Below are 22,655 nucleotides of genomic sequence, written 5' to 3'. Positions count from 1 at the left end.
CCAACCAGGCCTGCCTAGATAGCAGGCCGCGCATCCGCGCGCACGGTGCGAAGCACGGAGTCGGTCACGAACGCTTCCCAGTTCTGCACGGCCTCGGGTGTGTCGAGCTCCTCGCCGAGGAACGCCGATAACGTATAGCGATTGGAGGTGTAGAAGTAAGCGGCCGAGGCAATCAGCAGGAACACATCGCGCGCCTTGAGATCGGGCCGGAACAGGCCCTGCTCGACGCCGCTCGCGAGAATCTTCGCGATGATATCGACCGCGTGCGACGAATACTCGCCCTGCCGCCCGGACTTGGAGACGTGCCGACCCTTGTGCAGATTCTCGGTGTTGAGCAGCGTGACGAAATCCGGATTGCGCCGGTAATAGTCGAGCTTGAATCGGATCACGGTCTTCAACGCCGCCACGGGCGTGGACGCATCGGGCGCGACCTTGGCCTCGGCTTCATCCATCCGCTGGTAGATCCCCTCCAGCACCGCGATGAACAGGTTCTCCTTGCTGCCGAAGTAGTAATAGATCATGCGGTCGTGCGACTTGGCGAGCTTCGAGATCTTCTCCACGCTTCCGCCGTCGTAGCCGTATCGCGCAAACACCTTGGTCGCCGCGCGAAGAATGTTCTCGCGGCCAGCCTGTGCGGCGGCTTCCCGCACGCCGGTGCCACGCACGGCTTTCTTGTCTGACTGCGTCATAGGCTTCCTGTCTGCATTCATGTAGGGAACGCTACATGTATGAACGGATGATACAGGGCTTCGGATGACGCAGCAACAATACGATACAAAGCAGAGCATTTATATTTAAAAACAATGAGATAGACTTATATCTCAATTTGCTTTCGCCGCCGCTGGATTTCGCTTGATACGGTTCTGTCTCAATTTGTCATTGCACTTTCTTCAAATCGTCTGCTACAGTTTGGTTCATGGAGCGCTCACTACATGAATGGAGAGCAGCAAGATGAATAACGATCTCAACGCGGTGGGGGCGAGCCATGCCCAGAAGCTCGAGGCATTCGATACAGAAGCGTTGCTGGTGGCGTTTGCGGAGGAAAACGCGCGACTGCACGGCCATCTGTCGCTGGAGCGTGCGCAGCGTAGCAATGCGGAGGCGCAACTCCGCGCGGCGATGATGGAACTGGCGAGCGCCAACCGGCTCCGGGCGATGGGAGAGCTGGTGGCATCGATCGTGCACGAAGTAGCGCAGCCGATCACGGCGCTCGATACCTCGGCGCGCGCCGGCCTGCGCTGGCTCGATCGCAGCGTGCCCGATATCGACAATGCCCGCGAGACCCTGCGGCATATCACCGCGTGCGCGGCGCGTGCGAGCACGATCGTAAGCGGCCTGCGCGCGAGCGCCCGTCAGGTGGAGCCGCAGATGACCCGATTCAGCGTTGCCGATGCCCTGCACGAGGCGGTGGCAATGATCGGCGCCACCTTGCAGTCGATGCAGGTGACGCTGCGGATCGCGGACGACTCGCGCGATACGCAGCTATATGCGGACCGCACGCAGTTGCAGCAGGTCATGATCAACCTGATGACGAACGGCGCGGAGGCGATGGTCGGTGTACCGGCGCAGCGGCGGCAACTAGATGTGGGATGGGAGGCAGCGCGAGGCCTGCTGCGGATTCACGTTGACGACCGTGGCGATGGCATCGATCCGCAGCTGGCGAACCGTTTGTTCGAGCCGTTGTTCAGCACCAAGCCCCATGGCATGGGCATGGGGCTGTTTGTGTGCAAGACGATCGTGGCCGCGCATGAAGGCCGGATCGAACTGCTGCCGCACGAGGGCGGCACGCGTGCCACGGTCACGCTGCCATATCAGGAGGCAAGCACGCCTGCCTGCCTCCGCGCCGAGCTTGACGCTGACATCGACGCCGAGATCGACGCTTACTCCGGCACCACGCCGGCGTCCTGAATCACCTTGCCCCACTTCTTCACTTCGGCGCGCTGAAACGCGACGAAGGCATCGGTGGTCTTGCCTTCGGGCTCCACCCCCAGCGTGCGCAGCCGCTGCTGCACCGCCGGCGATGCCACCACCGCGGCAATCTCCTTGCCCAGCCGGTCCACGATCGGACGCGGAGTTCCCGCCGGCGCGAAGACCCCCTGCCATGACTGCATTTCGAAGCCCTTGATGCCCTGCTCCGCGAGCGGCCGCACATCGGGCAGGCTCGGCAATACATGCGACGACGTCACGCCGAGCGCGCGCACACGCTTGCCGTCGAGCATCGGCTTGGCCGCGGCCACGGTCTCGAACACGAGGTCGATCTGCCCGCCGATCAGGTCCGTCATCGCGGCGGCGCCACCCTTGTACGAGATCTGTTGCAGCTGCGTGCCGGTGATGCTCTGGAACAGCTGGCCCGAGAGCTGCTGCGAGCTGCCCGGCCCCGCGGTGCCGAACGTCAGGCCGCCCGGCTTGGCCTTGAGCGCCGCGACGATCTGCTCCACCGACTGATATTTGCTGTCATTGGCGACGACCAGCACATTACTGACCGTGCCAACCAGGTTCACCGGGATGAAATCCTTGATCGGGTCGTAGCCGAGCTTCTTGTAGAAGAACGGATTGACCGCATGCGTCGTGATGGTGCCGCCCATGATCGTGTAGCCGTCCGGCTCCGCGCGCGCCACCGCCTGCGTGCCGAGGATGCCCGACACGCCGGGCTTGTTGTCGATCACCACCGGCTGGCCGAGGCGTTGCGACAACCCTTCCGCGACGATGCGCGCGGTGGCGTCCGACACGCCGCCCGGCGAGAACGGCACGACGTACTTGATGGGTTTGGATGGCCACTGGTCCGCGGGGGTCGCACTCGCCGCGGGCGCATGACACACCATGCCCACGGCCAGCCCCGCGCTGGCGAGGATGCTGCTGAACTTCTTCACTGTCGTCTCCTGATGTTCTCGTTATGGTGTGACCGCTAGTACTGCAACGCGCCCGAGGCGCGGCCGGCCGTGGCGGCCTGGCGGAAGGCGGTGGTAATCAGGCTGGTGGCCACGGTCGCGAAGTACCGCGCACCCATGGCACCGTAGCGCGCCTCGTCCTCGGCGGTCAGCGCCAGCACGCCCGGGCATTTGCCGGCACGATCGATCGCGCGCAGCGCCTGCTCGATGGCATCGGCCACCTCGGGACGCTTCCAGTCGCTGCCGAATCCCATCGCGTGGGACAGGTCATTGGGGCCGACAAAGATCGCGTCGATACCGTCGACGGCCGCGATGGCCTCGGCATTGGCCACGCCCTCGGGCGATTCGATCATCGCGATCAGCGCAATACCTTCATTGCTGCGCTCGGTATGCGCGGCGCCCGGAAATGCGCCGTAGCCGGCCGCGCGCCCGCTGAACGCGCTGCCGCGGCGGCCCTTGCCCGGATATCGCACGCGCTGCACGAGCTCGCGCGCATCGTCCGCGGTTTCGATCATTGGAATCTGCACGGCACTGGCGCCCATATCGAGCACACGTGCGATGTCCTCGATAAAGCAGCGCACCACCGGCACGATGCCGCTGGCCCGCGCGGCGCGCAGCATATGCTCGGTGGTTTCGAGGTCGGCCACGCCGTGCTCGTTGTCGATGATCACGAAGTCGAAGCCGGCATAGCCGCACATCTCGACGATCGCGGGGCTGGCCAGGGCGCTGAAGATCCCACGCAACGGTGCGCCGCTGCGCAGCATGGCCGGCAGGCGGGTATCGATCGGGTGCTGGATGGTCATGATGTCTCGTGTTCTGTAGTCCGGCTCATGGAGGGAGCGGCCGGTAGAGACATTCTCATGACGGCTGGATTATATTTCCAATATTACTTTTGTATGAGATTTATACAGGCCCTGTATATGTACAGCTCGCTCGAATTCCGCGTCCTCACCTCGTTCCTCGTGCTGGCCGACGAGCTCAGCTTCACGCGCGCCGCGCGCCGCCTGAACATGACCCAGCCACCGCTGAGCCTGCAGATCAAGCAGCTAGAGGCGCAGCTTGGCACCCCGCTGTTCGAGCGCACCAAGCGCAGCGTGCGGCTGACGCCGGCCGGCGCCGTGCTGCGCGCGCAGGCGGAGAAGCTGTTCGATATCGAGCATCGCACGCGGCAACTGGTGGTGCAGGCGGGACGCGGCGACGACGTCGGGCATCTGTCCATCGACCTCACCGCGATCTCGGCTATCGAACTCGTGCCCAATATGCTGCGGCGGTTCTCGGCCCGCATGCCGGGCGCGCTCTACTCGCTGCGCGAGGTCAGCTCGGAGGCGATGTTGCAGGCGCTGCTGCGCAATGAACTGGATGTGGCGATCCTGCGGCCACCGATCACCGATGCACGGTTGCAGGCACGGCGCCTGATGCGCGAGACGCATGTGCTGGCGGTGCCTGAGGGCCACCGGCTGGCCACGCAGCGCAGCGTGCGCGTCAACGATCTGCATGGCGAGAGCCTGGCCACGCTCGAGCGCCGGCATGGTCAGTACGCGCACGACCTGATGCTGGGCTGGCTGGCCGAACACAACGTGGTGCCGCTGCGCATCCACGATGGCGCGCGCTATCACGCGATGATGGCACTGGTCACCGCGGGCATCGCCATTGCCGTCATCCCGGCCTCGGCCGCCGCGCAACATGTGCCCGGCGTGGTGTTCCGCAGGATTTCGGGCAAAGACGTGCCAGCGCTGGAACTCTGGATCGCGTTCCACAAGGAGATCGGCAACGCCATGACGCCGCCGTTCGTCGAGGATGCGGTGGTGGCGGCCGCGCAATACAAGGTGCGGGCGCCGTCGTGATGGCCCGGAACGGCGCGTAGCGGTCGGACTAGTAGCGCTCCACCGCCTCCACCACTGCCGTGTTGCCCTCCACCTCGGCCGGATGCGATGGCTCGAAGCGGCCGCCTAAATACGTGGCGAGGAAGGTCTCGATGATCGTGTTGAAGCGGATCGAGTTGGCGGGCCGATGGAACCCGTGGCCTTCGTCGGGGAATACCACGTAGGTATAGGGAATGCGGTTGGCCCGCATGGCCTCGATCATCTGCGTCGACTCGGCTTCCTTGACGCGCGGGTCGTTGGCGCCCTGCCCGATCAGCAACGGCTTGGCGATACGCGCCGCGTGGGTCAGCGGCGAGCGTTCCTTCAGCAGCGCCTTGCCTGCTGCCGTATCGGGATTGCCGACGGCGCGGTACAGCGTGGCGCGGAAGCTCTCCCAGTACGGCGGAATGCTCGACAGCAGCGTCTCGAGGTTCGACGGGCCCACCACATCCACGCCGCACGCATAGCGCTCGGCGTGCCGCGTCATCGCCCACAGCGTGGCATAGCCGCCGTAGCTCCAGCCCATGATCGCAACGCGCGCGGCGTCGGCGATGCCTTGCGCGACGGCCCAGTCGACGGCATCGCACAGGTCGTCATCCATCTTCGCGCCCCATTCGAGGTCCGATGCCGACAGGAAGCGCTTGCCGAAGCCAGTGGAGCCGCGGAAGTTCACCGACAGCACCGCGTAGCCGCGATTGGCCAGCCATTGGACGAAGCTGTTGAAGCCGTACGAGTCGCGCGCCCAGGGGCCGCCGTGCACCAGCAGCACGGTCGGCATCGGCATGCGCGCGGTCAGCGGGGCACTGCCCTCGGCATGCACCGGGATGGTCACGTAGGTCACGAGGTCGAGGCCATCGCGCGCGCGGATGGTCGTCGATTGCATACGCGCCAGCTTGTGGTCGAGCAGCGTGGGTCGGGTCACGTAAAGCCGCTCGAGCGCGCGCGTCTGCCGATCGAACAGATAAGCGGCGCCGGGCACGCGATCCGACGCGGCACCGACGATCCAGTAACGATCGTCCTCGCTGCGGCTGGCCAGACCCCATTCACCATCGAGGCCGCCGAGTTCACGATCGAGCAGATCGACATCGGCACGCAGGCTTTCCGCAAGCACGACGAACTCGCGCCGCTCGTGCTCGAGGCTGTAGGCGAGCGGCTCATAGGTGACCGCATCGAGCAGCGCGCCGCCGATATCGGCGCGCGTATCCTGCGCAATCACGGTTGGCACGGCGGTGTCGCCAGATTCGGCTGCCAGCGGGATCGACACCAGGGCCGCGGTATCGCGCCCGCGGCTGTCGTAGAGGTACAGCGTGCGGCCGGTCACGTCCACGTGGGAAGCGTGCGTGGTGCGCGCGTCCTCGGCCGACACCGACAGCCACGGCTGCCAGCCGTCGGCGGCCGGCTTCAGATAGCGTGCGCCGCCATCGGGCAAGGTCTCCACCGCCAGCAGCACGCGGAAATCGTCGTCGGTCAGAAAGCCCGCGTAACCGGGGTTCTCCTGCACCAGCGTCAACTCGCCAGTGGCGATATCGACCAGATACAGGTCGTGATAGCGCGCATCGCGCTGGTTGATATCCAGCAGCGCCTTGCCGCGCAAGGCGGGCTGGTGGCTCAACGCGGCTACCGAGGCGCGCACCCCGGCGAACGGCGTGAGGTCGCGCGCGGGGCCGCCCTCGGGAGAAATCGCGTAGACATGATCGTTCTCGTCGCCGCCGACATCCTGCACATAAAGCAGATGCGCCCCGTCGTATGACCACCAGCAGGTGTACACGCCGCGTCCGCGATCGTGGGTCAGCACCCTCGCCTGCGCGGGATTGTCGCGTGGGGCCACCCACAGGTTCATCACGCCTTCATCAGGCGCGCTCCACGACAGATAGCGGCCGTCGGGGCTGATACGCGCGCCGGCGCGCACCGGGTTGCCGAACAGTTCGACGCGTGGAATCAATGGAATATCAGCGAGCTGGGTGTGGTCGTTGGGCATGCGGTGTTCGAGTAGGCGAAAGGCAAGCTGCAAGGGTACTCCAGCCCCGTTATCTATGCCTCTGCGCTCGCATTGCTGTCATAAAAACGTCACAATAGCCACCAGCCTCGCCGCATAGAGCGAGACAACACTCAGAGGAGCACACACCATGACGCTGTCCGGCGCCAGCCAACACCCGCCCCGCCGCAAGGCCCTTGCTACCCTTTCCGCACTGACTCTCGGCACCGTCGCCGCATTGAGCGCGCTGATGCCCGCCACGGCGCAGGCCGCGTGGCCCGACAAGCCGATCCGCATGGTCGTCGGCTTTCCGCCCGGCGGTCCGGTCGACACACACGCGCGCATCCTCGCCGAGAAACTGCAGCCGATCCTCGGCCAGACCGTCGTGCTCGACTACAAGGCGGGCGCTGCCGGCAATATCGGTTCGGACAATGTCGCCAAATCGGCGCCGGACGGTTACACGCTGCTGATCGCCAACACCGGCCAGATGTCGATCAACAACTCGCTGTATCCAAAGCTGCCCTACGGCATGCCGAAGGACTTCGCGCCGGTGGCGCGCACCGCGCTGATTCCGCTGGTCATGGTGGTCAACAACAACGTGCCCGCGAAGAACCTCAAGGAGTTCATCGCGTACGCCAAGGCCAATCCGGGCAAGCTCAACTTCGCATCGGGCGGTAACGGCGGCATTTCGCACCTGATGCCGGAGATGTTCAAGCAGGCATCGGGTACCTTCATCGTGCATATCCCGTACAAGGGCAGCGCGCCCGCGCTCACGGACGTGATGGGCGGCCAGGCGCAGATGATGGCCGACTCTATCCCGCTGTTCACGCAATACATCAAGGCCGGCAAGGTGCGCGCACTGGCGGTGACCTCGCACACGCGCTCGCCCGCGCTGCCGGACGTGCCGACCATGGCGGAAGCGGGCCTGAAGGGCTTCGAGGTGGTCGGCTTCTACGGCGTGCTCGCGCCGGCCGGCACACCGAAGGACATCGTCGACAAACTGTCGGCGGCGCTGCGCACGGTGCTGGCCGATGCCGATACCAAGGCCAAGTTCGAGCAGCAAGGCGCCGAGCCGGCATGGCAGAGTCCGGAGGCGTTCACCGCGACCATCCTGAGCGAGCAGAAGCGCTGGGGAGAGACCATCAAGCAGTCGGGCGCCAAGATCGACTAAGCGGGCGGCCGGTTACCGGCGGCTGCCGTTTCGCTACAATGCGGCGTCGGGCTGATCGGCGCCGCCGTTGCCGGGTCGAACTTACACAATCAGGCGCCCCTTCCCGACGCAAAACCAACAATAAAACCGCAGGGAGAATCATGAGGTCAACGGGATTCGGGTTGGCGGCCAGCGCGGCTGCCCCCATGCTTTTGTTCGCGTCGTCGCCGGCCCTGGCGCTCGACGCCGCGCAGATGCTCGCGAAGGTGTCGCCTAGCGTGTTTACGGTGAACACGGTCGGTCCGCAGCGGGCGCCGCTGTCGAGCGGAACCGCTGTGGTGGTTGGACCGGGCCAACTGGTCACGGCCTGCCACGTACTGGCCGGCGCGCGCGGGGTGACCGTGCAGCGTGACAACGTGAGCTATGGCGCCACGCTCGACGCGCCAGACGTCGAACGCGACATCTGTCTGCTCAAGGTTGCCAATTTCAATGCCCCCGCCGCGACGGTAGCGGCCGGCGCGCCCGCATTCGGGCAGCGCGTGTTCACGGCCGTGGCCGGCGATGACGGCCGCGTCTCGCTGAACCAGGGCGCGGTGGCCGGCATGCGCGCCGGCGCGGACGGCGGTCTCGACCGCATCCAGGCTTCGATCGCGCCCGCTGCCAACACCAGTGGCGCTGGCCTGTTCGACGACAGCGGCCGGCTGGTAGGCGTGGTCACGCGCGGCGCCGCTGGCGATACGCTGACGAGCGCGCTGCCCGCGGCCTGGATCAGTGCGGCCGCTTCGCGTGGCACGCGCGCGGTCGCGGGCTACACGCCGACGGCCACGGCAACCGCCGCCCCGGCCGCCGGGGGCCCCGCCGCGCCGTCCACGGCCACTGCCAAGACGTCCCCGAGCGTGGGCGAAGTCTGGCGCTACGAACTGGTGGACCGCCTGACCAACGTGCGGCGCGAGGTGATCTACCGGGTCGACCGCATCGAGAACGATCGCGTGATCTTCAATCAGGGCGCGCGCGTGGAATCGCTCGACGGCCAGCTGCAGAAGCTGGTGTCGCCGATCGGTGGCGAATTCGACGGCGTGAGCCCGCCCGCCGGCTGGGTGCCACCCAACGCGAAGCCCGGCATGACGTGGAGGTTCACCTATAACGCGCCTGGCAGCGGCGCGCGCACCGAGATCGAAGGCCGCGCGAATGGCACGGTGCCGATGCGCCTGGCGGGCGTCGAGTATCAGACGCTGCGCATCACCTACGAAGGCACGATGCTGCGCTCGTTCTATGGTGCAGGTGCGGTTGGCAGCCCCGTTTCCGTGCCCTATAAGGCCACCGTATGGTATGCGCCCGAGCTCAAGCGCGTGGTGCGCTTCGACGCGTCGTACACGGCGCGCTACGACCGCGGCAACGAATCGCTGACGCTGGTGGAGCATCGCTTCGATTGAGGCGGCACCAAAAAAAACGCCCGGCAGCGCCGGGCGTTTTTACATCGTGGCTGCTGATCAGTAGTCGACCGTCATCGCTACCTTGAAGGTACGCGGATTGCCGATATACAGCGTGCTGGCCGAGGTGGAAACACCTGCCCAGTAGTCCTTGTTGGCGACGTTCTCGACCAGCGCGCGCACCGTGTAACGGACCTGCGACGCCTTGAAGGTGTAACGCGCACCAAGGTCGAAGCGGTTCCACGACGGCAGCGCGATCGAGTTCGTCGTGTTCGCGTACTGGCGACCCGTCTGGATGAACCGGCCCGTCACGGTGGAGCCCTGCAGGAACGGCAGGTCGTATTCCCCGCTCACCGTCGCCGAGTAGTTCGGCACGCCTACGCCCTTCTTGCCTTCGGTCGCCGGATTGCCGGTGTTCTGATACTGCGAGTCGATATACGACACACCACCCAGCAGCCGCAGGCCGCGCAACGGCTCGCCGAAGACGCTCCACTCCACGCCACGATTACGCAGGTCTTGCAGGCCGAACGTGTTGGTGGCCGTCTGCGTGGTGCCGATCGGTTGCTCGATCTGGAAGAACGCCAGCGTGGTGCCGATCTTGCCGGCGTCGTACTTCACGCCCGCTTCATGTTGCTTCGACTTGGCCGGCGGGAACACTTCACCACGATTGACCACGGTGTTGCCGGCGGTCGGACCCTGCGCGAGGCCCTGGATGTAGTTGTAGTACACCGACAGGTTCTGCAGCGGCTTGACCACGAGGCCGAACATCGGCGAGGTGGCCGATTCACCGTACGTCGTGGTCAGCGCGCCGGTTGCCGTCGCGTAACCACGAATGTTGATCACCTGCTGACGCACACCGGCCGTCAACAGAATGCGGTCGTTCAGGAAGCCAAGCGTATCGGACACCGAGACGCCGTTGAGGTTGACCCGCTGCGTCGTGAACGGATCGGACATATTGCCCGTGGCGGGCGCGGCCGGGTATGCGACCGTCGGCGCGTTATAGAGGTTGGTCGCGAAGCTCGGCGAGAATTCGAACGCCGTGCCCTTGCGCTGCTGAAGGCCGGACCAGCTCACGTTCACCGCATGGCTGACCGGACCGGTCACGAACTTGCCGCGCACACCGACTTCGCCGGTGTAGGTGTCCTGCTCGAACGGCACGGTCAGGCGGGTCGCGGTGCCAAAGCCATTGTTGCCGACCGTCGCGCCGCTGTAGCTACCGAATTCGTCGGTATGGTGCGCGCCGAACGCGGCATAGGCGGTCCAGTTCTTGACGATGTCGTACTCGGCGCGAATCGTGCCGTAGATGTCTTCCAGCGAGGAATTGGTCCACGGCTGGGCAAAGTTCGTGGTGGCGGAAGGCACCTGCGGCAGTGCCGTTGCCGTGCCAGCCAGCGAAACCGTGCTGCGGCCCTGGTAAATGCGCTGCTTCTGATAGCCGAAGTCCGCGTTCACGCGGAACTTGTCGCCCTGGTAGTCCAGGCCGAGCGTGAACAGGCGCTGCTGGCGGCTTTCCTGGTCGATGGCGGTATCGCCGCCGCGTGCCATCGCGTTGACGCGCACACCGAACTGCTTCTTGTCGCCGAAACGACGGCCCACGTCGATATGAGCGCCGGCCTGGCCATCGCTCGTGTAGTCGATCGTGCCTTGCGTCACGGGATCCACGGTGGCGTACTTCGGCACCAGATTGATCGAGCCGCCCACCGTGCTGCCGCCCGGCGACACTCCGGTCAGGAACGCGTTGGCGCCGCGGAACACTTCCACGCGCTCGAGACCTTCGGTCGATGCTAGCTGGCGCGGAGCGATGCCGTAGAGGCCGTTATAGGCGATGTCATCGGAGGTCAGCGTGAAGCCACGCACGACGAACGTTTCCGAGAAATTGCCAAAGCCCGAGCTCACGCGGACCGCCGGATCGTCGGCCAGTACCTGGCCCACGGTGCGGGCCTGCTGGTTCTGCATCTGCTCGGCCGTATAGGACGTGACGCTGAACGGCACATCCATGAAATCCTGATTGCCCAGGACACCAATGCGCGCACCGCGTGCGACCTGGCCACCGGCATACGGAGGCGGCACCTGTTCGGGACCGACTTCACCGCGCACGGTTACGGCCGGCAGCGTCGTGGTAGCGGATTGGGCCGGTGGTGCGGCTTCCTGCGCGAAAGCCAGCGTGGGAAGCGCGCCGGCGGCAGCCAGCGCGGCAACCAGGCAACGCAGATGCAGACGCGTTACCGGGCGTGATTGATGAGCAAATGACACGGTGATACTCCCTTGGACTTCTCTTGTTTAATTTGAAATTGGCCGAACGATTCCCCATCGCAAGGCTGCGAAGGAAGCCATTCGTGGTTGGGGCTGGCGCCGCGCTGGCAGAAGAGTGCCGGCGGCGCTTCATGGAATTACGAACGCATGAGGATCCCGGCACCGAGGGCGCCAATGCTCGCCAGCGCCGCGATGCCGACCGCGCCAAGCGCGATACGACCCATCACACGCGGCGCGCAGGAGAACGTGGCAACGGCCACCCATGCGCAGACCGACAGGACGCCGATCCAGTAAACGAAACCGAGGGCCCAGCCCTGCGCCATCACGCAGGCCACCAGTGCCAGCGCGAGCGCGAGATAACCCTGCAGTCGCAGACGCACGACCTGATCGCGCGGAGGCTCCGCGCCACGGCCGTGGATATCCGCGTGATGGCGGCCGATCGTGAGACCGAGCCATGCAAAGCCACCGAGGGCAAAGCCGAGTCCGGCGATGCCGGAGGCGAGGTGCGCGGCAGTCATCGCAGGTCTCCCGCCATCTCGCTCGAGGCCGCGCGTGGCGCGGTCTTCCTGGCGGCCGCTTGCCTGGCGGGCGCGCGCTTCCGGCCCACCAGCCACGCGGCAGTACCGAAGCCAAGACCCAGCAGGAACACCACGATATCGAAGGCGATCACGGTCAGCGGCAGCCGATCGAGCGCGGCGTTCGTGGTCAGCGCATCGAGCACCGGCAACAAGGCGAACAGCGCCGCGCTCACCCACAGCAGCACACGCCACGTGCCACGCGTCGGCCGCACCTGACCGATCAGTGCCACTACCGCCCACGTGGCAAAGAACACGCGGATCTCCATCTCGGGGCGCTCGGCAAGCTCGGCCGGCAGCAGACGATTGGCCCAGAAATACGCGGCCATCGCGAGCGGCACGCCCGCGATCGCGCCGATATTCAGCGCCTCCACCAGACGCAGGCCAAACGGCGTGCGGCCGGTCTGGGCCAAACGTTTCGCATGATGCTGACGCGTCTTGACGGCCCACAGCAGCGCGCCGGTAGCCACCATCAGACAGCCGGCCAGGCCCGAGGCGAAGAACAGCCAGCGCATCGCCAGCGGTGCGAAGTTCGCGATATGCAGGCCGACCATCACACCACGCGTGGCATTGGCGGGCGGTTGCGTATCGTTGAGCACGCCGACCTGCTTGCCGGTAGTGCCATCGAACACGACCGTCGGCGCCTGCGAATTCATGCTCTGGCCCGCATCGCGCAGTAGCGCGACCTTGGCGTTGGCATCGTTGGGTCGCTCGATCGAGATACGCGCAGGCTGCGTGCCATTCCAATGCGCCATCGCCGCGCGCACCATCGGGCCGATCGGCGCCAGCGGCACCGCTTCGCCCGAGGCCTTGACCTGCCGCTCGCGGAAACCGAGATCGGCGAAGAAAGTCTTGTCACCACCATTCCTGGTGTCGTAGACCGCCTGCACGCCAAACGGCATGTACATGAACAGCAGCGTGACGATGCCGGTGTACGTGATCATCAGGTGGAACGGCAACGCCAGCACCGCGACCACGTTATGGCCGTCGAGCCACGAACGCTGCCCCTTGCGCGCGCGGAACGTAAAGAAGTCCGCGAAGATGCGACGGTGCGTGATGATGCCGCTGATGATCGCCACGAGCATGAACATCGTGCAGACGCCGACGATCCATCGCGCCCATTGCACGGGCATGTAGTGCAGGTCGAAATGGAGGCGATACAGGAACTCGCCGCCGCGCGTCTCGCGTGCGCCGGCGACCGGTTCGCCGGTGGCGGGATCGAGGTTGCGCGTTTCCAGACGGGCGCGGCCGGTCCTGGCCTTCTCGCCTTCTACCGCCTTGCGCGGCCAGAACATGGTAACGATCGGGCGGCGCTCGGTGGGCAGCTGGATAAACCAGCGCTCGGCATCCGGCGCATGCTTCTGCAGGTAGGCCACCGCGTTGGTGGCGGCCTGCTCCACCGGCACCGGTGTGGCGAGCTGCGCGTGCCAGTCCGGTTTCATCCAGACCGTGATCTCTTCCTTGAAATAGCTCGTGGTTCCGGACACATAGACGAGGAACAGCACCCAGCAGACGAGCAGGCCCGACCACGTGTGCAGCCACGACATCGATTGGCGCAGGCCCAGCCGTTTGGAAAGATCGGTCATGCCGCCCCCCGCATCGCGAACCAGCCCAGCGCGAGAACGGCGCTGGGAATGGCGAGGCCGATCCAGGCACGCCAGGCCGAACGCGTGGCAAACACCCAGATAACGGCGAGCACATACCAGACGAACGAGAGCAACGTGGCCGTCACCACCGCTTCCGAGCGTGGCATGTCGGTCCAGCGGACGAGCACCAAAGAGAAACAGCCGGCGGACAATGCCGCCAGCCCATAGCCGCCGAAGATGGCGGCCAGCGCGCGAGACGCTACCGCAAGGCGATAGCGGACCGTGATGGCCTGGGTCATGCTGGACGATTACCTATGCTTCTGTTGCAAACGCTTATGATAATAGTTCGCAACTGCATTGTCGTTAGTTTGTCTTGGATCAATCAGGGGCTTTAGGGCAGACATTTGCAGACATGTAGCAAAAAAGCCAACTAAACCCGCGCGTTCGAGACAATTGGTCGCAGATTGCCGCGTGAAACCCGTGCGATCGAGGTGACCGGTTGCCAACGGCGCCGTCAACGCACTGGTGTGGTTGCCACGCCAGTGACTGCGCGTAGAATGGCGTGGCCTCACCTCTACATAAAACAACGGTCAGCAGGTAAGCAGATCGATACGGAGACGCAGTAATGAAAGTCATGATTCAACGCGGCGCGTTCGCGCTGCTGGCGCTCGCCGCCGCCACGCTCGTCGCCTCGCCGGCAGTTCAGGCGCAGGAAGCCTGGCCCAACAAGCCGATCGTGCTGGTTTCGCCGTACGCCCCGGGGGGCACCACCGACATACTGGCCCGCCTGCTGTCGTCGCGCCTTGGCGAAAAACTGGGTCAGCCGGTGGTGGTCGAGAATCGTGCCGGTGCCGGCGGCAATATCGGCACCGCGTACGTCGGCAAGTCCAAGCCGGACGGCTACACGTTTCTGCTCGCGGCCAGTGGCCCGATCGTGATTGCCGGCGCGCTCTATCCCAAGCTCAACTACCGTCCGGAGGCCGACTTCACGGCGGTGTCGCCGCTCGCGCGCACCAGCTTCGTCGTGGCCGTCAACGCCAAGTCAGGCCTGACCTCGCTCAACGACATCATCGCCAAGGGCAAGGACGGCAAGCTCTCGTTCGGTTCGGCCGGCTCCGGCACGCCGCAGCACATCATCGGCGAGATGTTCAACGTGGCCGCCAAGACCAAGATCCAGCACATCCCCTATAAGGGATCGGGTCCGCTGCTGAACGACCTCGTGGGTGGCCAGGTACCGCTGGCGTTCGAGAATCCGCTGCCGATCATGCAGCAGGTCAAGTCGGGCAACCTCAAGGTGCTGGCCGTCACCGGCGCGCAACGCTCGCAGGCGCTGCCCGATGTGCCCACGCTGGCCGAGAGCGGCATCAAGGGTTTCGATGCGCAGCCGTGGTACGGCCTGCTCGGCCCGGCCGGACTGCCGCAGGCGATCACGGACCGCATGAACACCGAAGTCCAGGCCATTCTGGCCTCGCCCGAGGTCAAGGCCCAGTTGGCCGGCCTTGGCGTGGAGCCGATGGTCATGAAGCCGCAGCAGTTCCAGCAGTTCATCGCCACCGATATCACCAAGTGGGGCGCCGCCGTCAAAGCGTCGGGCGCGACGGTGGATTGAGAGGTATCCTCTCGGTGTTTGCCGGTTGAATGACGCCGGGGGCTCGGCCCCCGGCAGCCCCCTACACCATAATCCGCCTTGCTCGCCGCCTTGATCGCCGCCTTGATCGATTACCCCGCCCTGCTCGCGCTCGCGCGCGCGTCCGATGCCGTGACCACCGATTGCGGATGCGTGAAGTCGCTCTCCGCTGCGTGGGAAAGCCAGCCCGTGTCGTACCCCGAAGCGCAACTGACCGAAATCGGCACGCTGCGCGAGTCCGACGACGAGCCCACGTTCGACGAATATCATCCCGAGCGCACGCAATTCTGGTCGCCCGAGGCACCGATCGCGCCGCGCTACTATCCGTCCAACCGCTGCGACGTCTGGGCCTGCACCACGTGCAACCGGCACTTCCTGCGTTACGTCGAAGGCGGTGGCTACTTTGTCGACCGCCGCATTCGCAAGCTGTCGGCGGCACTGCTGGTCGACGCACCGCGCTGACGCTTGGCTGTTCAGCAGGGTTTTATTCTGACCCGGCACTGGCGCGATACCGCGGCAGGCACCGAAGTCGATATCTGGCTGGCCACCGACGATGGGCCACGCCTGGTGCGCCTGCCCAGCCAGACTTCCACCGCATTTGTTCCCGAGGCGCAGCGCGCGCTGGCCGAACCGGTATTGCGCGACGAGCGCGGTGTGGAGCTACGGCCGCTGGCATTGCGCGATTTCGAGCGGCAGCCGGTGCTGGGGCTGTATTGCACGCAGCATCGCCAGCTGATCAAGCTCGAGAAGCGCCTGCAGCAGGCCGGTGTCGATGTGTACGAGGCCGATGTCCGCCCGCCCGAGCGCTATCTGATGGAGCGCTTCATCACCGCGCCGGTCTGGTTCGATGGCCGCGATGATGGCGATGGCGTGCTGCGCGACGCGCAACTCAAACCTTCCGCCGACTATCGGCCTTCGCTGCGGCTGGTATCGCTCGATATCGAGACCACCGCGTTTGGCGAGCTGTATTCGATCGCGCTCGAGGGTTGCGGGCAGCGGCAGGTGTACGTGCTCGGGCCACCGAACGGCACGCCGGACGCGCATGCCGATTTCACGCTCGACTACTGCGACTCGCGCGCGGCGCTGCTCGAAGCGCTGAATCAATGGATCGCGCGCCACGATCCCGACGCGATCATCGGCTGGAACCTCGTGCAGTTCGACCTGCGCGTGTTGCAGGAGCATTCACGCAAACTGCAGGTGCCGCTGCGTCTGGGCCGCGGCGGCGCGGAGATGGAATGGCGCGAGCACGGCAATCGCGAGCAGCATTACTTTGCCGCCGCCGCGGGCCGGCTGATCATCGATGGCATCGAGGCACTGCGCTCGGCCACGTGGAGTTTTCCGTCGTTCGCGCTCGAGGCCGTCGCGCAGACGTTGCTGGGCGAAGGCAAGGCCATCGGCACGCCGTACGATCGCATGGACGAGATCGATCGCATGTTCGCGGAAGACAAGCCCGCGCTGGCGCGCTACAACCTGCAGGACTGCGTGCTGGTTACGCGCATCTTCGCCAAGACCGAGTTGCTGTCGTTCCTGCTCGAACGCGCGAGCGTCACCGGCCTGCCCGCCGATCGCAGCGGTGGTTCGGTGGCGGCGTTCACGCATCTGTATATGCCGCTGATGCATCGGCAGGGGTTCGTGGCGCCGAATCTCGGCGCGCGGGAGCCCGAGGCCAGTCCGGGCGGCTTTGTCATGGATTCGCGCCCGGGGCTCTATGAATCGGTACTCGTGCTCGACTACAAGAGCCTGTATCCATCCATCATCCGCACCTTCCTGATCGATCCGATCGGGCTGGTCGAGGGCATGGCCGCACCCGATCCCGCCACCGCGGTACCTGGCTATCGGGGTGCGTTCTTCTCGCGCACGACGCATTGCCTGCCGGCGATCGTCGAGCGCGTGTGGCAGGGGCGCGAGGCGGCCAAGCGCGATGGCAACAAGCCGTTGTCGCAGGCGCTCAAGATCATCATGAACGCGTTCTACGGCGTGCTGGGGTCCACCGGCTGCCGCTTCTTCGATGCGCGGCTGGCGTCGTCGATCACGCTGCGCGGGCACGAGATCATGCGGCAGACGCGCGCGTTGATCGAGGCGCAGGGCTATGACGTGATCTATGGCGATACCGATTCGACGTTCGTGTGGTTACGGCGCGCGCGTGATGAAGCCGAGGCCGCGACGATCGGCCGCGCACTGGTGGCGCACGTCAACCAGTGGTGGCGCGATCATCTGCAGCGCACGTTCGGCATTGCCAGCGCGCTGGAGCTGCAGTTCGAGACCCATTTCCGCCGTTTCCTGATGCCGACCATTCGCGGCACCGAACTCGGCAGCAAGAAGCGCTATGCCGGGCAGGTCTTGCGCGCCGATGGCACCGCCGAGGTCGTGTTCAAGGGGCTGGAGACGGTACGTACCGACTGGTCGCCGCTGGCGCAGCAGTTCCAGCAGACGCTGTATCAGCGCATCTTCGATCGCGAGCCGTATCAGGACTATGTGCGCGACATCGTACGACGCACGCTGGCGGGCGAGCTCGACGATCAGCTGGTCTTTCGCAAGCGACTGCGGCGCCAGCTCGATGAATATCAGCGCAATGTGCCGCCGCATGTACGCGCGGCGCGCATGGCCGATGCGTTCAACGAGAGCCAGGGGCGACCGCGGCAGTATCAGCATGGCGGCTGGATTCGCTATGTGATGACGGTCGCGGGGCCGGAGCCGCTGGAGACGCGCGAATCGGTGGCCAACCCGGCGCCGATCGACTATGCGCATTACGTGACGCGCCAGCTGCAACCAGTTGCCGATGCGATCCTGCCGTTCCTTGGCGACGACTTCGATACGCTGCTGACGGGGCAGCGCGATCTGTTTGGCGACTGAGTACGAACTGCGCGGTAACGAACGCCCACGCCGCTGAATGTTGCATTGCGGTGTGCGCGGGAGAGGCAAACCGCTACACTGGCGGCTCTTCCTGCCGAATGATGGCCACCCACAGCCGCCTGCCTCATGCCCTCCTCCATGTCATCCTCCCCGGATTCTTCCAAGGCCATGCGCCATGCGGCCAGCGTGCTGGTGCTGCGCGATGGCCCGCGCGGCATGGAGGTATTGCTGATGCAGCGGCCCGAACGCAGCGACGATCGCAGCAGCGGCGCGTGGGTCTTTCCGGGTGGCACGCTGGACGCGCAGGACGTCTCGCTGCATCCGTTATGCGTGGGCCTTGACGATGCGGAGGCCAGCGCGCGGCTCGAGGTAACGGACGGTGGGCTCGACTATTACCTGTGCGCGATTCGCGAGGCGTTCGAGGAAGCAGGTCTGTTGTTTGCACATCATGCCGGCGCGCCGGTGGGCGGCGCGCCGCTGATCAAGGTGGATGCGCTCGAGGATGCCACGCTCGACATGCTGCGCGATGCGGCGCGTTACGGTGGCAAGGGGCTGGCGCATGTATGCGAGACGCTGAAGCTTCGGATCGCGGTGGATCGGCTGGTGTATGTGAGCCACTGGCTCACGCCGCCCGGGTTGCCGAAGCGTTTCGATACGCGGTTCTTTCTGGCGCAATTGCCGCCGGGACAGACCGCCGCGCACGATGGCATCGAGGCGGTCGCTCATCGATGGATTCGCCCTGCCGAGGCGCTGGAGACATCGAGTGGCATGTCCTTCGTCAATGTCACGCGCAAGATGCTGCAGTCGATCTCGCATTTTCGCAGCGCGCAGGCATGCATCGATTACGCGCGCGAGCAGCGCAGCATCGTGCGGATCATGCCGCGGCTGGCGAATGGGCCGAAGGGTGTGCGGCCGGTGATGCCCGAGGAGGCGCCCTATGCCGAGATCGGTCGCATCGATCCCGATGGCGCGGGGCATGCGCGGTATGCGCTGGAGCCCGATGTGGCCGTGCAGCTGTCGGATCGCGTGATCCGCGTGACGGCCAACAACGGCAACGTGATGACGGGGCCCGGCACCAACACCTATCTGATTGCCGGCGCGAACGGGGACTGGGCCGTACTCGACCCGGGCCCTGACGATGCCGCGCATGTCGATGCCGTGCTGGCCGCGGCGCCGGGGCCCATCCGCTGGATTCTGGTCACCCACACCCACCTCGATCATTCCCCCGCCACCGTGCATCTGCGCGAAGCCACCGGTGCTACGGTACTCGGCCGCACCACGGCCGTGCAGGACCGGCAGGACCCCACCTTTGCGCCGGACCGTGCGCCGGTGCATGGCGAACGCATCGAGCTCGGGCCCGACGTGACGCTACGCGTCGTTCATACGCCCGGCCATGCGTCGAATCATCTTTGCTATCTGCTCGAGCAGGAGAAGCTGCTGTTCACCGGTGACCACGTGATGCAGGGCTCCACCGTGGTCATCAATCCGCCCGATGGCGATATGCATGCCTACCTGAAGAGCCTGCACGCGCTCCTCGACGAGGATCTCGAATGGATTGCGCCGGGGCATGGCTTTCTGATGCCGTCGCCGCATGACGCGATTCGCCTGCTGATCCGGCATCGGCAGCAGCGCGAGGCCAAGGTGGTCAACGCGTTACGCACGCTGGGGCCGGCGGCGATTGCAACGGTGCTGGCGAGCGTGTACGACGACGTGCCCGAGCGGATGCATCCGGTCGCGCAGCGGTCGTTGCTCGCGCATTTGCGCAAGCTGGTGGTGGATGGGGTGGCGGTGGAGGATGGAGGGTTGTGGGGGCTGGCTAAACCTTCAGTGGCCAATTGACACGCCGGAGACCCTCTCCCCCGGCCCCTCTCCCTGAGGGAGAGGGGAGAAAACAATAGGTAGATTTGATTTCACCCTCTCCCCCGGCCCCTCTCCCTGAGGGAGAGGGGAGAAAACCGATCGCGAGTCAATCACGCGTGTTGTGCTCCCCTCTCCCAACGAGAGAGAGGAGAAAGCCGATCGCGAGTCAATCACCGGCGTTGTGCTCCCCTCTCCCGGCGGGAGAGGGGTCGGGGGTGAGGGTAAGCGTCTAACGCAGCCACTGCTCCAATGCACCCACCACGCCCTTCGCAAACGTCGTGAAGACCGGTTCGCTGACAAAGCCCATATGCGGCGTCACCAGCAGATCGGGGCGCTGACGCAACGGATCGTTCGCCGGCACCGGTTCCACGTCGAAGACATCGAGCGCGGCCAGGCCGGGGCGGCCTTTGTCCAGTGCCTGCGGTAGCGCCGCCATATCGATCAGCGCCGAGCGCGAGGTGTTGACCAGAATCGCATCCGCGCGCATCAGTGCCAGTCGTTCAGCATTGATCAGCCGCGTGGTGGTGGCCGTCGGCACCAGATGCAGGCTCACGACGCGGGACGACGACAGCAGCGCTTCCAGACTGACCGCCGTCACGCCCTCCTCCGCCGCGCGTTCGGGGGTCATGCGCGGGCTCCACGTCACGACGTCCATGCCGAGCGCCTTGCCGACGCGCGCCACGCGCTTGCCGATCTCACCAAGGCCGATCAGCCCGAGCCGTTCGCCATGCAGCACGCCCGGCAGCGGCAGACTTTGCGCGGGACGCCAGCCGCCGTCGCGCATGGTGGCCATCTGGGTTTCCAGCTGGCGCGCCGCCGCGAGGATCAGCGACCACGTCATCTCGCACGTGCTCTCCTTCGACGGGCCCCATTCGGTGTTGGCCACCGGAATCCCGCGCGCCTGCAGCGCGTCGAGGTCGAGCGTGGTATTGCGCGTGCCCGTGAACACCACGAACTTCAACCGTTCGGCCAGCGCAAGCGTGGCGGCGTCAAGCGGCGTGCGGTCGCGCACGAGGACCAGCACCTCGGCCTCGCGCAGCACCGCCGCCAGCGCCTCGCCGCGCACGGGCTCGTGGTGGAAGACGACGTCGGCGCGTGCCTCGATCGTCGACCAGTCCGCGAGCCGCGTGAGCGCGCGCTCGTAGTCGCCCAGTACAGCAACTTTTGGGCGGCTCATGTTACGGACGCGCAAGCGCGGTCAGCGACCGCACGTCGGCCGCGTCACCGAGCTGCCAGCACGCGCCAATCAGCTCGCGCACGCGTGCCGCGCCAAGGATCGGATCGGCCAGCGCGTGGAACTTGGCATCGAGGTTGGCATCGGTCATCGGACGCTGCAGCGAACCGATCGCATGATCGACGCGCACATTGACCTCGCGGCCATCCTTGAGCACGGCCTTGACCAGCGCGGCTGCCTCGTCGACATTGCCGTCGGCCGTGGCCACCACCTTGCGGCGCAGTGCCACCACATCGTCGCGCGTGACGATATGGTCCGAGAATTCCTCCTCGGCGGCACGACCAAAAATCAACCCCGCGGCGCAACCGTGGTACACGCTGAACTTCGCCAGCAGGCCGTCGGTCGGCTCCTTCTTGCCGGTCAGCTCGAGCACCAGCGGGTGTACGGTCAGCTCGATGCGCTCGACGTTCTCGGGCGTCACGCCCTGCTCGCGCAACTGCACACAGGCATCGATGCTCGGATGGATCACGATGCCGCAGGCAAACGGCTTGTACGTGTTGAACGAGATCTCGAAACGCGTGCCGAGCTCGTCGGTGATTTCGTTCCAGTCGGACTTGGCCGAGATCACCTGCATCAGGCCGCGCGGCGCTTCCAGTGCCTTGGCGCTCGAGGTAAAGCCATGCTTGGCCAGCAGCGCCGACATCAGGCCCGCACGCGCCGCGCCGCCCGGATGGAACGGCTTGGTCATGGTGCCGAACTGCTCGCGCAGACCCACCGGTTGCGAGGCCGCGATGCCAAGCGCCATGGTGGTCTTCTCTTCGTCCAGGCCGAGCAGACGCGAGCACGCGGCTGCAGCGCCCAGCATGCCCGTGGAACCCGTGATGTGCCAGCCCTTGTCATAGTGGTCGGGGTACAGCGCGTTGCCCACACGGCAGGCCACGTCGATGCCCAGCACCACCGCGTCGATGACCGCGCGGCCGCTCGCGCCGGTATGTTCGGCCAGCGCCAGCACGGCGGACGCCACCGGTCCGGCCGGGTGGATGATGGTCTTGAGGTGCGTGTCGTCGAAGTCGAACGTATGCGAGGTGATACCGTTGACCAGCGCGGCGCTGGCGATATCCACCTTGTCCGCGCGGCCGAGCACCGTGGCCTGCGGCGCTGGCTGCAGTTCCGCCACAGCGGCCAGCGCGGCCACGGCCGACTCGTGCTGCGCGGCACCTACCGCGCAACCCAGCCAGTTCATGAACGTGCGATGGGCTTCGTGATCGACAGCATCGCTCCAGCCACGCGAAGGATGGGTAGCGACGTACTTGCCGAGAATGCGCGTGACCGGCGGAGCATTGTGGTCGGCGGCGACGTGGGTATTGCGGGCCATAAATCGTTTCCTTGAAAAGTCGGGATCAATCGGGTGTCAGGTATCTG

18 protein-coding genes are annotated in these 22,655 nt (G+C 65.7%); 8 read left to right on the top strand and 10 right to left on the bottom strand.

Going from position 1 to position 22,655, the window contains the following annotated elements; translation table 11 throughout:
- Positions 1–14 precede the first annotated feature (14 nt).
- Positions 15–689, bottom strand: a complete 675-nt coding sequence (locus LDO41_RS04050; protein ID WP_223982167.1) for a TetR family transcriptional regulator — start codon at positions 687–689, stop codon at positions 15–17.
- A gap of 262 nt (positions 690–951) precedes the next feature.
- Between LDO41_RS04050 and LDO41_RS04045 the strand changes: the two genes are divergently transcribed.
- On the top strand, positions 952–1,908 hold the full coding sequence (locus LDO41_RS04045; protein ID WP_223982163.1) for a sensor histidine kinase: 957 nt from the start codon (positions 952–954) through the stop codon (positions 1,906–1,908).
- On the opposite strand, the gene LDO41_RS04040 is transcribed toward LDO41_RS04045, so the two are convergent.
- Together LDO41_RS04040 and LDO41_RS04035 are read right to left on the bottom strand one after the other, a co-directional pair.
- Positions 1,881–2,870, bottom strand: coding sequence for a Bug family tripartite tricarboxylate transporter substrate binding protein (locus LDO41_RS04040; RefSeq protein WP_223982160.1), 990 nt, complete (start codon positions 2,868–2,870; stop codon positions 1,881–1,883). The genes LDO41_RS04045 and LDO41_RS04040 overlap by 28 nt on opposite strands.
- Positions 2,871–2,905: 35 nt before the next feature.
- On the bottom strand, positions 2,906–3,691 hold the full coding sequence (locus LDO41_RS04035) for an HpcH/HpaI aldolase family protein (protein WP_223982157.1): 786 nt from the start codon (positions 3,689–3,691) through the stop codon (positions 2,906–2,908).
- 117 nt (positions 3,692–3,808) lie between these two features.
- On the opposite strand from LDO41_RS04035, the gene LDO41_RS04030 reads away from it, so the two are divergent.
- Positions 3,809–4,732 carry a LysR substrate-binding domain-containing protein gene (locus LDO41_RS04030; protein WP_223982154.1) on the top strand — a complete coding sequence of 308 codons (924 nt, stop codon included), beginning with the start codon at positions 3,809–3,811 and terminating at the stop codon, positions 4,730–4,732.
- A gap of 28 nt (positions 4,733–4,760) precedes the next feature.
- Here LDO41_RS04030 and LDO41_RS04025 read toward each other — a convergent pair whose 3' ends face one another.
- Positions 4,761–6,728 (bottom strand): S9 family peptidase, encoded by a 1,968-nt coding sequence (locus tag LDO41_RS04025; RefSeq protein ID WP_223982151.1) that lies wholly within the window; start codon positions 6,726–6,728, stop codon positions 4,761–4,763.
- 148 nt (positions 6,729–6,876) lie between these two features.
- On the opposite strand from LDO41_RS04025, the gene LDO41_RS04020 reads away from it, so the two are divergent.
- Together LDO41_RS04020 and LDO41_RS04015 are read left to right on the top strand one after the other, a co-directional pair.
- Entirely contained in the window at positions 6,877–7,896 is a 1,020-nt protein-coding gene (locus tag LDO41_RS04020) for a Bug family tripartite tricarboxylate transporter substrate binding protein (RefSeq protein ID WP_377740601.1), read from the top strand.
- Positions 7,897–8,081: 185 nt separating this feature from the next.
- On the top strand, positions 8,082–9,308 hold the full coding sequence (locus LDO41_RS04015) for a S1 family peptidase (protein ID WP_223982148.1): 1,227 nt from the start codon (positions 8,082–8,084) through the stop codon (positions 9,306–9,308).
- Between the two features lie 57 nt (positions 9,309–9,365).
- Here the strand turns inward: LDO41_RS04015 and LDO41_RS04010 are convergent, their stop codons facing one another.
- The 4 genes from LDO41_RS04010 to LDO41_RS03995 form a co-directional block, all read right to left on the bottom strand.
- The gene (locus tag LDO41_RS04010; RefSeq protein ID WP_223982144.1) at positions 9,366–11,558 is read right to left on the bottom strand and encodes a TonB-dependent receptor; all 2,193 of its coding nucleotides are present in this window, start codon (positions 11,556–11,558) and stop codon (positions 9,366–9,368) included.
- A 137-nt stretch (positions 11,559–11,695) separates the two neighbouring features.
- Entirely contained in the window at positions 11,696–12,076 is a 381-nt protein-coding gene (locus LDO41_RS04005) for a DUF3325 domain-containing protein (RefSeq protein ID WP_223982141.1), read from the bottom strand.
- A complete protein-coding gene (locus LDO41_RS04000; RefSeq protein WP_223982139.1) occupies positions 12,073–13,719 on the bottom strand; it encodes a PepSY-associated TM helix domain-containing protein in 1,647 nt (548 codons plus the stop codon). The genes LDO41_RS04005 and LDO41_RS04000 overlap by 4 nt, the downstream gene beginning before the upstream one ends.
- Complete coding sequence (locus LDO41_RS03995; RefSeq protein ID WP_223982137.1) at positions 13,716–14,018, bottom strand: DUF3649 domain-containing protein; 303 nt, start codon at positions 14,016–14,018, stop codon at positions 13,716–13,718. Before LDO41_RS03995 ends, LDO41_RS04000 begins: the two co-directional genes overlap by 4 nt.
- 326 nt (positions 14,019–14,344) lie before the next feature.
- On the opposite strand from LDO41_RS03995, the gene LDO41_RS03990 reads away from it, so the two are divergent.
- From LDO41_RS03990 to LDO41_RS03975, 4 genes are all read left to right on the top strand, one after another.
- A complete protein-coding gene (locus LDO41_RS03990; protein ID WP_223982135.1) occupies positions 14,345–15,328 on the top strand; it encodes a Bug family tripartite tricarboxylate transporter substrate binding protein in 984 nt (327 codons plus the stop codon).
- Between the two features lie 78 nt (positions 15,329–15,406).
- A complete protein-coding gene (locus LDO41_RS03985; protein WP_377740606.1) occupies positions 15,407–15,808 on the top strand; it encodes a hypothetical protein in 402 nt (133 codons plus the stop codon).
- A gap of 3 nt (positions 15,809–15,811) precedes the next feature.
- Entirely contained in the window at positions 15,812–18,199 is a 2,388-nt protein-coding gene (locus tag LDO41_RS03980) for a DNA polymerase II (RefSeq protein ID WP_223982133.1), read from the top strand.
- A gap of 138 nt (positions 18,200–18,337) precedes the next feature.
- Positions 18,338–20,038 (top strand): MBL fold metallo-hydrolase, encoded by a 1,701-nt coding sequence (locus LDO41_RS03975; protein WP_223982131.1) that lies wholly within the window; start codon positions 18,338–18,340, stop codon positions 20,036–20,038.
- A 250-nt stretch (positions 20,039–20,288) separates the two neighbouring features.
- Here LDO41_RS03975 and LDO41_RS03970 read toward each other — a convergent pair whose 3' ends face one another.
- A complete protein-coding gene (locus LDO41_RS03970; RefSeq protein ID WP_223982129.1) occupies positions 20,289–21,236 on the bottom strand; it encodes a D-2-hydroxyacid dehydrogenase family protein in 948 nt (315 codons plus the stop codon).
- A gap of 1 nt (position 21,237) precedes the next feature.
- Positions 21,238–22,608, bottom strand: a complete 1,371-nt coding sequence (locus LDO41_RS03965) for an MmgE/PrpD family protein (RefSeq protein ID WP_223982127.1) — start codon at positions 22,606–22,608, stop codon at positions 21,238–21,240.
- Between the last annotated feature and the right edge of the window lie 47 nt (positions 22,609–22,655).

The organism is Cupriavidus pampae (assembly GCF_914271485.1).
GTDB classification, from domain to species: domain Bacteria; phylum Pseudomonadota; class Gammaproteobacteria; order Burkholderiales; family Burkholderiaceae; genus Cupriavidus; species Cupriavidus pampae.
This window is presented reverse-complemented; position numbering and strand designations above follow the sequence as displayed.